The organism is Tepidibacter hydrothermalis (assembly GCF_029542625.1).
Lineage (GTDB): Bacteria > Bacillota > Clostridia > Peptostreptococcales > Peptostreptococcaceae > Tepidibacter_A > Tepidibacter_A hydrothermalis.
Window position 1 is genome coordinate 2,109,322 of the sequence record NZ_CP120733.1, and the last position, 13,304, is coordinate 2,122,625.

The 13,304-nt window shown below is 26.9% G+C and carries 17 protein-coding genes and 1 pseudogene; 5 read left to right on the top strand and 13 right to left on the bottom strand.

All coding sequences use genetic code 11. From position 1 onward, the window contains the following. Positions 1-46: 46 nt before the first annotated feature. Positions 47-811 (bottom strand): hypothetical protein, encoded by a 765-nt coding sequence (locus tag P4S50_RS09750; protein ID WP_277730594.1) that lies wholly within the window; start codon positions 809-811, stop codon positions 47-49. A gap of 416 nt (positions 812-1,227) precedes the next feature. Here P4S50_RS09750 and P4S50_RS09755 point away from each other — a divergent pair, with 416 nt between their 5' ends. Then, complete coding sequence (locus tag P4S50_RS09755; protein ID WP_277730595.1) at positions 1,228-1,389, top strand: hypothetical protein; 162 nt, start codon at positions 1,228-1,230, stop codon at positions 1,387-1,389. A gap of 195 nt (positions 1,390-1,584) precedes the next feature. On the opposite strand, the gene P4S50_RS09760 is transcribed toward P4S50_RS09755, so the two are convergent. The 12 genes from P4S50_RS09760 to P4S50_RS09810 form a co-directional block, all read right to left on the bottom strand. After that, entirely contained in the window at positions 1,585-1,965 is a 381-nt protein-coding gene (locus P4S50_RS09760) for a carbonic anhydrase (protein ID WP_277730596.1), read from the bottom strand. A gap of 172 nt (positions 1,966-2,137) precedes the next feature. After that, complete coding sequence (locus P4S50_RS09765) at positions 2,138-2,284, bottom strand: antA/AntB antirepressor family protein (RefSeq protein ID WP_277730597.1); 147 nt, start codon at positions 2,282-2,284, stop codon at positions 2,138-2,140. Continuing rightward, a complete protein-coding gene (locus P4S50_RS20270) occupies positions 2,247-2,342 on the bottom strand; it encodes an antA/AntB antirepressor family protein (protein ID WP_416390122.1) in 96 nt (31 codons plus the stop codon). Before P4S50_RS20270 ends, P4S50_RS09765 begins: the two co-directional genes overlap by 38 nt. 330 nt (positions 2,343-2,672) lie before the next feature. Continuing rightward, positions 2,673-3,875, bottom strand: coding sequence for a HEAT repeat domain-containing protein (locus tag P4S50_RS09770; protein ID WP_277730598.1), 1,203 nt, complete (start codon positions 3,873-3,875; stop codon positions 2,673-2,675). A gap of 248 nt (positions 3,876-4,123) precedes the next feature. Then, positions 4,124-4,603: a tetratricopeptide repeat protein gene (locus tag P4S50_RS09775; RefSeq protein WP_277730599.1), complete on the bottom strand. Its 480-nt coding sequence runs from the start codon at positions 4,601-4,603 to the stop codon at positions 4,124-4,126. 282 nt (positions 4,604-4,885) lie between these two features. Further along, a complete protein-coding gene (locus tag P4S50_RS09780) occupies positions 4,886-5,740 on the bottom strand; it encodes a GNAT family N-acetyltransferase (protein ID WP_277730600.1) in 855 nt (284 codons plus the stop codon). Between the two features lie 274 nt (positions 5,741-6,014). Further along, positions 6,015-6,281, bottom strand: coding sequence for a hypothetical protein (locus P4S50_RS09785; protein WP_277730601.1), 267 nt, complete (start codon positions 6,279-6,281; stop codon positions 6,015-6,017). A gap of 19 nt (positions 6,282-6,300) precedes the next feature. After that, positions 6,301-6,432 carry a hypothetical protein gene (locus tag P4S50_RS09790; RefSeq protein WP_277730602.1) on the bottom strand — a complete coding sequence of 44 codons (132 nt, stop codon included), beginning with the start codon at positions 6,430-6,432 and terminating at the stop codon, positions 6,301-6,303. A gap of 229 nt (positions 6,433-6,661) precedes the next feature. Next, a complete protein-coding gene (gene def, locus P4S50_RS09795) occupies positions 6,662-7,111 on the bottom strand; it encodes a peptide deformylase (RefSeq protein WP_277730603.1) in 450 nt (149 codons plus the stop codon). After that, complete coding sequence (locus tag P4S50_RS09800) at positions 7,112-7,315, bottom strand: helix-turn-helix transcriptional regulator (protein ID WP_331489565.1); 204 nt, start codon at positions 7,313-7,315, stop codon at positions 7,112-7,114. Positions 7,316-7,366: 51 nt separating this feature from the next. Continuing rightward, complete coding sequence (locus P4S50_RS09805; RefSeq protein WP_277730604.1) at positions 7,367-10,357, bottom strand: Tn3 family transposase; 2,991 nt, start codon at positions 10,355-10,357, stop codon at positions 7,367-7,369. 45 nt (positions 10,358-10,402) lie between these two features. Next, positions 10,403-10,981, bottom strand: coding sequence for a recombinase family protein (locus P4S50_RS09810; protein WP_072890812.1), 579 nt, complete (start codon positions 10,979-10,981; stop codon positions 10,403-10,405). Positions 10,982-11,653: 672 nt separating this feature from the next. On the opposite strand from P4S50_RS09810, the pseudogene P4S50_RS20190 reads away from it, so the two are divergent. The 4 genes and pseudogenes from P4S50_RS20190 to P4S50_RS09830 form a co-directional block, all read left to right on the top strand. Then, positions 11,654-11,866, top strand: a pseudogene (locus P4S50_RS20190) (RNA polymerase sigma factor); the annotation flags it as partial. Positions 11,867-11,891: 25 nt separating this feature from the next. Further along, on the top strand, positions 11,892-12,140 hold the full coding sequence (locus P4S50_RS20195) for a BhlA/UviB family holin-like peptide (protein ID WP_334305556.1): 249 nt from the start codon (positions 11,892-11,894) through the stop codon (positions 12,138-12,140). 158 nt (positions 12,141-12,298) lie between these two features. Then, positions 12,299-12,757, top strand: a complete 459-nt coding sequence (locus P4S50_RS09825; protein ID WP_277730606.1) for a peptidoglycan recognition protein family protein — start codon at positions 12,299-12,301, stop codon at positions 12,755-12,757. 20 nt (positions 12,758-12,777) lie between these two features. Further along, positions 12,778-13,200: a cell wall hydrolase gene (locus tag P4S50_RS09830; protein WP_277730607.1), complete on the top strand. Its 423-nt coding sequence runs from the start codon at positions 12,778-12,780 to the stop codon at positions 13,198-13,200. The last annotated feature ends 104 nt before the right edge of the window (positions 13,201-13,304 follow it).

Consider the following 13,304-nt stretch of genomic DNA (forward strand, 5'->3'; position numbering starts at 1 on the left):
GAGCAGAAAATCTGCTCTTTTTATTATTGCTACTAAATTTATTTGTCTAATATTTAGAAAGTAAATCCTTCGCCATTTTAGATATGAAATAATAATTTCCAAATTCAGCTGATTTTTTAAGCTTCTGCCTCCCTTCTTCTAATTTTTTTTCTTTTAAATCCATAAGTCCTAAGAAATAAAATGTAGAAACTTCGTTTATTTCCGAATGATCTTTTTCAAGTAATCTTTCAAACATTTCTCTACTTTTTTTTAAATTCCCAATATAGAATTCATATGCTGCCAAAGTATGATTTGTAGATATATCTAACATCTTATATTTTGTTTCTACTTCAATATCATCAATGTGATTAGCAAACATTTCTTTAGCTTCATCTATTCTATCAAGCATTAACAAATTATAAAGAAAGTTATTATAATATGATTTCTTAAAAACTTTATTAATGCCTTTTATATCAATAGATTTCAATATTTCAACACTCTGTTCAAAATCTCCTTTATAGTTTAACCCACACGATTTATTTATTAAAAGCATTTTTTTATTTTTGTCATTCAATGTTTTATTTATATCTTTTTCAATTTCTTCAAGAAATAAATTTACATTGTATTGATCATTAAGCAAAGATACAACATACTTAGATCTCTTAATACTTCTAAAGATTGTGAACATTGAACCTATTATAACTAAAAATATAAATATATTATTTAATATTGCTTTATCAATCCCAAATCCCTCATCTAAAATTAGAAATATAATTCCCCCTATAGCACCTACAATTATATAACTACTATTACGTTTTAATCTTTTTATCATTCCACTTCCTCCTTACATGTTTAGATAGTTACCGATACAGTTTATCATATCATGGTATATTTTTGTGTTTTTTATATGATTATGTAACACATGCAATAAACTTGGTAGTTTTGTATAAAGAAGGCGATGTTTTAGATATTAGAGTTGATATTGAAGAAACTGAAAAAAGAAAAAATGAGATAGATAATCTTATATAACTTTCCCTTTATTGGCCATCTTATAATTCTTTTTATAGCTTGTATCTCTCAAAATCCCACCCCATTTTAACTTTATTTTAAACTTGTCATACTTAACTTCTAGTTGTAATGCTACGACTTTAATCTTTGGAAATTTTTCTATTAATATCATTTAATTCCTTAGTTATATACACTATAAGTTGGTTAAATTAATACTAAAGTCTAAAGGAGGTATTTGACATGAATGATAAAATTCAAAAATCTAATAAACTAACACAAGATCAAGCAAATACAGCTGTAACTTATTATCAATCAGATCTAAAATCTAGTGTTGACAGTAAAACTATAAATAACGCCACTTCAACTAATAAAAAATCTTTTAATAATCCAAATGAAAAATAATATTCATCTTAATACTCTAAGATAAGAGATCTCTCATATTGTATCTCTTATCTTCTTTTAATAAGTATAGTTAACTTATATTTGATGCATTGTTATAAATCAAATAGTTCAACTAATAAAAACACCGAAAAATCCATTTCTGAATAATACGGTGTTTTAATTAATCATTTGATACACAACATAGATAATTGAAATTTACATACAAACAACATGTACACACCCAAATTCATCGACCCATAGACCAACTACTATAACTGGAAGTCCCCATGATTTTACTGTATATGTTGATGCTACTATATGCTGAAAATGTTTACAGTCACTAACAGGATTTGCAGCACAATCATAATGTCCTACTACAGCAACTACATTAGATTTATGAGCTGTTATCGAAACCATAACTTTCTCTCTTAACCTTTGCATTTCACGCCAGTGTCCTTGAGATAGTACCTTATCCATTCCAGGTTCTGTAATTAAATCTACATAATCCACATCAAAGTTTTCTTTCAACCACTTAATTACAGGAATTTGAAACCTACCATCAATACAGTTTAGAGCTGTTGCAAATTTTTTTTTCATTTCACACCTTCAATCTCATTTCTTTTCTAATAAAATATGAAGATATTATAGCATCTGTGACTCATTAAGCCTTTTATATAAGCCTTATTACTGTATATCTATTTTTATTTCTAAACACCGTATTATTCAGTTTTCAATGTACTAGTTTTGCTAAAATCTTATTTAAACTCGTTTATCTTCTAACTAGCTTTCCTTGAGTATTGTTTTCTACCATGGCAATCTCTTTAGCAGCATCAAGCTTAAATATGTAATCTAACCTACTTCCACCACTTTCTAAGAAATTAGAAACCGATATAGTCCTCATTTTCAATAAAATCATATCTTTCAATCCTATTTTTTATCCAATCAGCAAACTTTGATTTGGCTTTTAAAAACACATACAAAAAAGCACCTAATTCAAAATTAGATGCACTTAAGATATTTAGATTATCATTATTCCATAATTTAAAATATATAATTTTTGAATATAAAAAGGCAACCTCTATACAGAAATCGCCTTTGTGTTTTACTCAAAGCACTATAAAAAAATCTTATTATAGTTTTAAATAAAACTTCAACTATCCATTTTATTCTACTGTATTCATTTTTATGTAAATCAGTTCTATTGTTATATATATTGACTTTCACATCAATATCAATATTACCTAATTAACCGCTTCTATATTTTTTATTCATGATTAAATAAAATTTTTATCTATTTATTGTTTTTATCCTTCTATTTTTCTACATCTATACGCTCTATTAAGAGCACTGTTAGCATCATTACGTACATTCCTATTTTTGTTTTGTAAAAGTAGTTCAAGTGCATTGACTGCCTTTTCAAGTAACTCTTTATCCATATCATGAAAACTTCTCCAAAGAGCTGAAGAAGCTTGCTGAAGAATTTTAGGATTCTTTGAACTTAAAAGTTCAATTAATAATGGCGTTGCTGACAATATATCTTGATGCTTCTTATAAGCCGCTTCACGCAGCGCCTCAACTGCAATACATCTAACATCTTGAACTCTATCTTTTAACAGAAGAATTAGTCTTTCTCTAATTGGCGAAAAGTCAAATTTCTCCACCCAATACTTTGCTGTTATTACATCATTGCATGTACTAATTTTTGCGTCATCAGTACATTTTAAATTCTGCTCAATAGCCGATAAATCAATATCAACTTTTATATCATATATTACATACTTCAATCCTTCTGCTACTCCCATTCGTATATATTTTGACTTACAAGAAATAAGTTCATCAACACTTTTAAAATCTTTTATATCTACAAGATAATTCACATAAGCTGCAGTACATACTCTAGAAGTTTTTTTATCTTCATCTCTTACATGCTCCTTCAAAATATCTATAGCTCTTTTTCCTGTTTTATCATTTAATGCTGATAAATAAAGTGCACTCGCAACTAATTTAGATACAGTTGCTCCCCATCTTGGTTTTTCATGATCATAAAGATGCTTCTCCAATAACTCTATATAAGGAGATAAATCATAGTTTTTTTCTCCAATTCGATTTAATACAAATGCACTTTTTTGCCTAACATCTAATGACTCATCTTCTAAACACTGAAGAAGTATTTTTTCCATCTCATCAGAAAAATATATTGGACTCCAAACATATTCTAACGCAACTAAAACCGTTCTACGAAATTTACAACCCATATTAATCATATTATTGATAGCATCAAAATCACCATTTTTAAAACAATGAAATGCCCACGCTATAGAAAGATTACTTCTAACACTATCACACTCATGATTAAAAGCCCAATTATATACATGTTGTGAATATTCTCCGAGATTACTTCCTTTTACTACATCTTGAAATAGATTATGGGAACTTCCATATTTTCCTTCCTCAATTTCTTTAATATACTTTCCAATAACTAGTGTATCATCTATATATTCATTCATTATTTTCCCCTTCTTCATTAATAAACACCTATTTAGATTAATTTGTGAAAATTATATAACGAAAACAAAAAATAATCTATAGTAGGTGTGAACTAAATAACATTTTATCAAGTACAAAATACTATCCCCCTTACTTTATATACTCTAATACCTTCTTTAATACATTTTTCTAATTCATTAACACTTTTTTATATTTGTGCAATTAAAAATAGTAGCTTTGGTTGGCTTAAGAGTATTTTTTATTTAGTTTACCATATTTCATCTAGTCTATCAGAATAAAATTCTATTGCTCTTTTATAAGTTTTTATGTTTTTATCTGAAGATGTTTGAGCTAAATTAGTCAGAAGAATTTCCATTGCTTTTGAATGTTCATTTAGATTATATAGTGTCATAGCATAGAAAACTTTCATAGCTCTATCCTCTGTAAATTTATTTAATCCTTTTTCAAATACTTCTTTTGATTTTTGATACTGTCCCAATGTTCTATATGTGCTTCCCAACCCTAAAAAAGCACCTTGCAAATCCTTTTCTGATAAACCAATTGAAATAGCTTTTTCATAATAAGGAACTGCTTCTTTTTCCAATCCCAGAACATCAAAACTCCAAGCACATTGATAGTTAACTACTGAATTGTCGGGATAGTCTTTTGCAAGATTTATTAAAATTTCATTTGATTCTTTTAATTTTCCTTCTTTCCTTAATTCGATTGCTTCTTCTAATTTTTTCAAAATCCATCTCTCCTTAATATTACAAATGTATCTTTATTTTATATTTCTAATTTTATCTAATTGATCCTTTAATTATTTTATTTGTTCCCAGATTCATTTTATCCCAATATAGAATATTTTCATACTTATCGTATATTTATGCTAGAAAAAACAGTAGCTTTGATTGGCTACTGTTTTCCTGGTTTGTATTATACCTAGAAACATGTAATTAATGTAGTATGTAATTTCATTATTATAATTTAGCATATATTCCAAGTAAATTTTCACTGTTAGATTTTGAAATTATAATTTTAAAGCCATTTCATATTGTCTAATATTATTCTTAAATCCTAAATTCAGTAAGAAATCCTTCATAGAAATACATTGGCTATCTGCATTTTTAACACTAATATTATATGATTCTGTACTATTTATTAAGTCCGTAAGGATGCTTCTTCCAATCCCTCTACCTCTATAATTTTTATCTACTGCTATTTGTGGAATATCTCCTGTTTTTTTACCAATAATTCCATAACCGACAATACTATCATTAATCTTTATAATAGAATATATGAATGTATCTGATACACTGTTGATTGAATCAATAGAATTTTGCCAAGATGGTTTAAAATCCCAAAACTTCATTAATTCCATCCAGTCACTTTTATTAATACTATTAATATGTTCAACTTTATATGTTGTTACCTTATTATACTTATTTTTATCTAAATTAAAGCATTCAAACTCTCTTAAAATTTGAAATTCTTGTTTTTTATAGAGCTGAAGTGCAGAGATATTTGATTGAATTACTTCAAGTAACCATTGTTCTACTTCCATTTTTTCAAGTAATTGTTTAGTATTTAGAAACATATTACTTGTTACTCCTTGCTTCCTATAGGTTTGTATAACAGCTGTTCCTGTATCATATGCAGTTAATTTTCCATTCCATTTTCTAATTCCAGTTAAAAAAAATCCAATTAATTCATCATCTTTAAATGCCCCTATTGAAGCTCTTGGAACATAACCTCTTCTTTGAAGCATTTGTTGAAGCTTTAAAAGAGAAATATCTACTTTTACTTGATAATCTGAAAATGCTTCCAAAAAGGTTTTATGTAATTTTTCCATACTTGTACTTTCTAATGTTTTGTAAATAAACACTATTTATTCCCCCTAACTAAAATTATTATATCTATAATGTCAGACGTCAAAGTTTACAACTTCAGATTTTACGTTTTTTATACTTTTACATTTATTACCATATATATATATTATCATAATATAATATTTATTTAATACTTATTGTATGGTTTTACAAGAAAAAACAGTAGCTTTGGTTAGCTACTGTTTTAATGTTTATATTGAAATTAATATTAATATTTAATCTTTTCTAAAACTATTATATCTCAAAAACATATTTTACTTCTTCTTTAATTTACAATACATACTTTATAAATACTGCCAAACAAACTATTCCAATTAAACAGTCGAAGTAACCTCTCTTATTTTTTCGAAGAATCACTCTTTTTATCCCCATCAATATCTTATATAATCCAAAAATTATTAATACTATATCAGATAGTTTAAGTTCAATTAAAGTATAAGCATTAGTAAAATAATATATAATATACATAATTATTCCACACATTGCTAATAAATTTGTAAATAAATATATTTTTGATTGTTTATTTTTTAAATACATATGATTTTCTCCCATATAATTACTGTATTCTATAATTTTTTGTATCCATATTTGTATTATTCATAATAGAAAACATATTTTTTTGTTCAACTAAAGACAGTACTTTTTTCTTGAACTTTTTTAGTTTAAACTCTATTTCCTTATCAGTCATTTTATCTAATCACCACCTGAAATAAACGTTCTTCTCTTTATATTTCAATTATGTACTTTAAATCTTTTTATACATTTTACCATAATATAGCATAGTTTTGTACTTATTGTATGTTTGTGCAACAAAAAGCAGTAGCTTTGATTGGCTACTGCTTTGCTTATTTGGGTTTACATAGCATTCTTATGATTAATACCCTTATAACAATTTTAAACTTAATACATTGATATTTCTATATATATTCAGTAACTAAATCAGTAAAAAGGATACCTTCTAAATGATCTATTTCATGACAAAAACATTTCGCTAAATCACCTGTTCCTGTCAATGTAATTTCCTCACCATTTTCATTTAATGCTTGCACCGTTACTTTTTCAGGCCTTTTTAACTTGCCAAATGTATTGGGAATACTTAAACATCCTTCTATGACTTTCTGATTTCCTTCCTGCCTAATTATACTTGGATTAACTAACTTTATAAGTCCCTGTCCCATATCTATTACAACCAATCTCTTTAATATACCTATTTGCGGAGCTGCTAATCCTCCACCATTTTCTGTATTATACATAGTATCAGCCATATCATCTAGTATTTGTCTTATTCTATCATCTACTACTTTAACTACTTTGCTCTTTTTTCTTAATATTTCATCATCAAAAAGTCTAATTTGTCTTATTGCCATTTAAATTACACCTCTACTTCTCTGTGCTCTTGATTTTCTTTTACTTTCTTCAAAAATAAAAACCTCCTCTATAGAACAATGGAATATTTGAGAAATGTCATAAGCCAACCATATTGAAGGTTCGAACTTCTCTTTTTCAATAGCATTAATTGCTTGCCTTGATACCCCTACAAGCTCTCCTAATTGTTCTTGGGGTATGGCCACGATTCGTGTAAAAAGTGCAATAGGGAGTAAAAATATGGAAATAAAGCTTTTTTACTCCGTACTTTTGAATATATCTATATCGTAATTTAACGAAGGAGTGTTTCTGTTTTTATTTATCTTATATTCACCAAATCTATTTATATGGCTTGTAATGTAGGGCGACAATGAAGAAAGTATATTTCCATCTATTTTATATCCTTTTATAATAAGTTCTTGTAAAATTTTTGACATATGATAAACATTGTAAAAAATAACACAATTGGCAACAAGGTGATTATACTTTATAATTTTTCTTTGTTCATCTCTATTGTTTTCAGCAATAATACCTTCACCACCAAAAAATAACCACTTTATAAATCCGTTGAAAGATTCATTTTTGTTTGTAGCTTCTTGTATAGTGGTTCTTAAATCTATATCAGAAATATATTTTAATAAAAATATGGTTCTGATGGCTCTTCCTAATTCTTTAAATGCTTGGTATAGTTTATTTTGTCTACTATAACTTCCGAGTTTCTTTAAAATTGTTGAGGGAGCTATCCTTCCCATTTTTATGGATAAAACAATTCTCAACATATCTGGTAAGTAAGTTTTTATAATATCGAAATCTATATAATCAGAAAAAATTTCATCTATATGTTTACATTTGATGCTTTTATCGGGTTTGCATAAGTCTAACTTTTTCCAGTTTCTAATTCGAGGCATTAAATCTATTCCTAGTAAAAATGATAGTCCAAATATTGTTGTATTTTGACCTTGTGTATCTGCATGAACAATATTTGGTTGTATATTTGAATCATTCTTTATAAATTCATCGAGTATATAAACACCTTCCCATACGCCACATGGTATAAAACGACTAAAAAGAGCTATGTATAAATCAGATACATGGTAATAACCAATCCCACCATATCCACCATATCTAATATGATATTCAGATAAAAGATTCTGTTCATACATGTCCCATTTTGTACCATCAGCAGCAGACCTTTTTCCTGTACCCCAGTATTTAGGTAGAGGGAAAAGATTATATGCATTTATTAAATTTTTAATAGTTTTTTCTAATTTTTCTTCTGTTACATGTCTTTTGTTTATCCAAGAAAGCTGTTTTCTACTTATTTCTTGTAGTGATTTTGATGTTTGACTAGGACCAAGATTACAACCATAACAAAATGTTGTCATAAGGTATTTTTCAATTTTATCTTTAATCTTTGAATCGAATCCAGATATCGATCCAAACTGATTTGTCCATTGAATCCACTTTTCTGTATCTGATAAAATATCTAAAATATTTACTGTTTCTAAATCTTCTGCAATTAAATTTTGTATAACCTTTAAATTTTTAGGTTCATCTTTTTTTCTTATTTTTGAAAGTATAGGAACACCATTTTTGATTTTAAGATATTGGTTTTCAGGAAAAGAATTATCAGCATCAAATATAGCTTTTTCCATATTATCTTTTAAGTGTTGGATAAATTCATTTTCTAAAACAGGTAGACCTACTTGGTTGCCAAAAGTATCAATATTATTATTGTATTCTTCCCAGCTTATAAGCTGATCTCTGTAATCAGAATAAATATCACTATTTTTAATACATAAATCCCCAGATTTTAAATCATGCATGATTTGATACATTACACAAGCTTCAAAATGCCTACGATTTATTTTAACAGGATATTTATTTCTATTCGTATATCCTGTTAAAATTCTCCACCAAGGTTCTTTTACCCATGATAAATCAAGTCTTCCTATTTCTTTGTCTGTTGTTGAAATTGTATCTAATCTATTGGCGTTTTTATATTTTTTTATAAATTTTATAGCCTTTTCTATGGAATTGTTTTGGGTTGTTGAACACAACTGTATTTCATTAAGTATATGAAATAATACAGATCTTTTTCCCTTTAATGAATTCCATAAGAAAGGCCAATAATTATTATCTGAATATTTTTCATGTGTTTCACATTTTTCTAAAAGATCATCTAAATTTTTATTTTCCATTAACTGCATAAGAGCATTTATTTTTTTATCATCAGTTTCCTCTATCTTGTAAGTAATAATAAAGCTTTTTAAAGTAGATATAAGATTATCAGTAGTTTTAGATTGCTCAAGCTTATATTTAGCTAATTTATCTCTTGATTTATTTTGAGCATTTTTTATTAGTTTAATGAATATTTCTCCTATATCATCTAGTGTACTTGCAAGTCTTTGTTTTAAGAAACAAATTGCAAGTGTATATCTTTTTGATGCCTTTAATTCTTTCATTTTAGAGGAATCTAGACTTTTAGCTTCATTGACAAAATGTTTAATTTTTATATCTGGGACTTTAGTTAATATATTGGTATCTATTTTAATGGTTTTGAGTAAATTTAAGTAGGATATTACAACTTTTATATTCTTAACAGACGGTTTCCCAACATCTTGCTTGATGTTATTCCAAGATGTATATGTATCATTTTTTTCTGAAAGTAAAGAATCGATAGATTCGATTGTATTTGAATTAAGACTTTTGTATATATTTCTGTAGTATGAATTATATGTAGTATATCGTATTCTTCTAGATACTCTTACGAGTGTACTAAATGCTGGTAATTCATACTTTTGCTTTATGAGTTCTTCAATCACTATATTTATTATGTCTGCATCATTATCTTTTATTTTTGCAGCTTCAGTAGCAGCTTGTATAATAACTTTTCTTGATTCTTTTTCATATGGTTTTATATCTAAAAATTTTCTTATGGAATCCATATGATTAAATTTCATTCTTGATTTACTATACTTTTCAATTTGATCTTCTTCATATTGAATTCCCATTACATTTGATATATAGCTTTTAATTTCATTAGGAATATGATTCATTGAAGTAAAATACCCTAATCGTTGATAAGCTTTTAATAGGATTAATAAAAATAATTTATATTTTGGCTTTCGCGTAATCTCACTTGCAAATATAATTTCTTTATTTGATGGTAAATATGTATTTTCTAAATCATTTTCACTTAATGAACTTTTAAATCTTGGATATGCGGTTTCATTTATACTTGGCAATAATAATTCACCTCACAAAATTTTATAAAAGTAAATGAAGTTTATTTAAGAATCTATTTTATCGCTATTTATATATCTATAATAAGTTGTTTTCCCTATATTAAAGTAACTAAGAATATCTTTAATAGACATTCCAACATCTTTCATTTGCTTCATTTTCTTTATATCTTTATCTGTTAATTTAAATTTAGGTCCAAATTTAACTCCTCTTCTTCTAGCAGCTTCAAGCCCTGCTAATGTTCTTTCGCGATTAATATCTCTTTCATATTCAGCAAAAGCAGCAGTTATACTGTACATTAACTTTCCTTGTGCTGTAGATGTATCTATCATTAAACTTCCAGTTAAAGTTTTTAAGTTAGCTTTCTTTTGATTAATTTCTTCTATGATATTTACAAGTTCTACAAGAGATCTCCCTATTCTATCTAATTTCCAAATAACAAGAGTGTCTCCTTCTTGTAATAAATTAGAAACCTTTTTAAATATAGGTCGTTCTTTTTTTCGAGATGATATTTTTTCTACATAAATATCTGATGGATGACAACCAGCTTCTTTAAGTGTATTTATTTGTAAATCTAAATTTTGATCTTTTGTTGATACTCTAGCATATCCAAAAAGCTTTCCCATTGTATCCTCCCTTATGTCCTATAATCCTATTTTCATGAAATATGGTACTTTTGTAATTATGGTACTATTTATGGAACCTATTTTATCATATTTTTTGTCGAAATAACAGTAAAGTTTTCAAGCTCCATAAACCATCGTATATGGGACTCTGATGTTTTTTCTAAATTAACACAATACGAAAATCATTCCTTAAAGCATTTTATTGTAGGGAATGATTTTTTGTTTTATGTCAATTTTCTTTATGACTTACTAAAAAATCAGTAAATACATTACGCATTTCTATGTTTTTACAAAAATAGTCAAAAAATACCCGTTTACAAATTTAATGCGTAATTCGTTTGTTTCTTTTAAGAATTTTTGTTTTTTTATACAAAAGATAGGGGGAAGGGTATGGAATTATATTTATTCATATGTAAAGCACAAAAGGGAGATAAAAAATCTATTTCTGATTTATACTTAGATTTTTATCCTACAATCAAAAAGCTAAGTAATAATATGGGTTATGAAGAAGCAGAAACAGATTTAACTATATCTTTTTTAGAACTAATCAAAAATATAGAGATAGAGTGCTTTTTTAACAAAGACAATAAACAAATTGCTAAATTTATAAATACCTTCTTAAAAAATAAATCAGTAGATTTTTTTAGAAAATATGTATTAAAGAAAAAGGAAATGGTGGAGATAAATTATGATCTATTGAGTGATAATTCAAACATTGATTTTTATAGTAATGTTTTTATTTTAGAACTACTTGAAAAGTTATCATACCTTCAAAAAGAGATTATTACCAAAAAAATTATATATGATTTTTCTGATACAGAAATAGCAAACCAATTGGGAATATCAAGACAAGCTGTTAATAGTACTAAAAACAGAGCTTTAAATAGACTTAGAAAGATTTTAATTCAAAATGGAGGTGAAGAAGTTGGAAGAAAAGATAATAGAATTAGCATCCAGCCAAGGTATATGGACAGTTCTAACGGTAGCATTAATATTTTATATTCTCAAAAATCAAGAAAAGAGAGATCTTCGTCAGGAAGAGAGAGAAATCAAGTATCAAAATATTATATCTAAACTAACAGAAAAGTTAAATCTTGTTGAAGATATAAAAGAAGATGTTCAAGAAATAAAAAATCATGTATTTAAAAAAGAAGCTTAAATTAAGTAATTTACTGTGTTTCATTTGTTTATAAAAACTTTTTTAAAAATTTTTAATTTGAAGGTTTACATTTTTGATATGAATTTCGTTTGTATATAGTGAGAAGGAAATAACCGGTTAAAAATTCTCAAGATATAGATTTAAGGTGTGTGAGCAAGATGAAAATTATAGAAACAAACTTAGCATTTAGAAAGAGTCTCAAAAAAATGAATAAGCCTTCTACGATAGTAAGTCATCATGCTGCACATAGTAGTGCAACTGTAGATGAGATACATAGATGGCATAAAGAAAATGGATGGAGTGGATTTGGATATCACTTTTACATAACAAAAGATGGACAAATCTACAGGGGCAGGCCTGAAAATACTATAGGAGCACATTGTAAAGGATACAATAAAGTTTCTTTAGGTATATGTCTACAAGGTAACTTCGAACTAGAAAGAACAAATAAAATCCAATTAAATGCTCTTATAGAATTGTGCAAGTACCTATGCAACAAATACAGTATAAGCACTATAAAAGGTCATAGAGAGTTAAAAAGTACAAGCTGTCCTGGTCTAAACTTTCCTTTAATGGAAGTAAGACAGCAGGTATTAGGTCTAAAAAATAAAATTTAAACTAAAGGAGATTAACAATTATGGGATATAATTATGGAGAACCATTATCAGATAAATACGGTTTATTAGAGTTTTATGGAAGAGATAGCATTGATTTGCTTGCAAGAATGATATTTAGTGAAGCTCGTGGTGAAAGTTGGAAAGGCAAACAAGCAGTTGCTCATGTAGCTAAAAATAGGAAAAAACATCCTAGTGATTTTGGTGATACTTATGAAAAAGTTCTATTAGATCCAGGACAATTTAAAGGTATGGACAAATTAGATGCAAGAAAACCAGATACAAGTTTGCAAAGTTGGCATGATTCTCTTTATATAGCTCAAAACATAGATTCACAATATAATCCTATTGGTAATAGATTGTATTTTGGAACATCGTACCCATCAAGAGCAACAGATGTAATACAAATAGGTAATCACTACTTCTATAATATGAAGTGGATTTAGTTTTTAAATAAAAATTAGAGTATTAAAAAAACTTCAAATCAAAATCACCTTTTTGTAGTATTTTAACTACAAAAAGGTGATTTTGTATTTTAATTTAATAAGAA

Excerpts from the sequence above, each read along its gene's own strand:
- P4S50_RS09785 (WP_277730601.1), bottom strand. The coding sequence starts at position 6,281 with ATGTATTTAAAAAATAAACAATCAAAAATATATTTATTTACAAATTTA.
- P4S50_RS09830 (WP_277730607.1), top strand. The coding sequence starts at position 12,778 with ATGGGATATAATTATGGAGAACCATTATCAGATAAATACGGTTTATTA.
- P4S50_RS09760 (WP_277730596.1), bottom strand. The coding sequence starts at position 1,965 with ATGAAAAAAAAATTTGCAACAGCTCTAAACTGTATTGATGGTAGGTTT.
- def (WP_277730603.1), bottom strand. The coding sequence starts at position 7,111 with ATGGCAATAAGACAAATTAGACTTTTTGATGATGAAATATTAAGAAAA.
- P4S50_RS20195 (WP_334305556.1), top strand. The coding sequence starts at position 11,892 with ATGGAGGTGAAGAAGTTGGAAGAAAAGATAATAGAATTAGCATCCAGC.
- P4S50_RS09750 (WP_277730594.1), bottom strand. The coding sequence starts at position 811 with ATGATAAAAAGATTAAAACGTAATAGTAGTTATATAATTGTAGGTGCT.
- P4S50_RS09770 (WP_277730598.1), bottom strand. The coding sequence starts at position 3,875 with ATGAATGAATATATAGATGATACACTAGTTATTGGAAAGTATATTAAA.
- P4S50_RS09755 (WP_277730595.1), top strand. The coding sequence starts at position 1,228 with ATGAATGATAAAATTCAAAAATCTAATAAACTAACACAAGATCAAGCA.
- P4S50_RS09810 (WP_072890812.1), bottom strand. The coding sequence starts at position 10,981 with ATGGGAAAGCTTTTTGGATATGCTAGAGTATCAACAAAAGATCAAAAT.
- P4S50_RS09825 (WP_277730606.1), top strand. The coding sequence starts at position 12,299 with ATGAAAATTATAGAAACAAACTTAGCATTTAGAAAGAGTCTCAAAAAA.
- P4S50_RS09790 (WP_277730602.1), bottom strand. The coding sequence starts at position 6,432 with ATGACTGATAAGGAAATAGAGTTTAAACTAAAAAAGTTCAAGAAAAAA.
- P4S50_RS09765 (WP_277730597.1), bottom strand. The coding sequence starts at position 2,284 with ATGATTTTATTGAAAATGAGGACTATATCGGTTTCTAATTTCTTAGAA.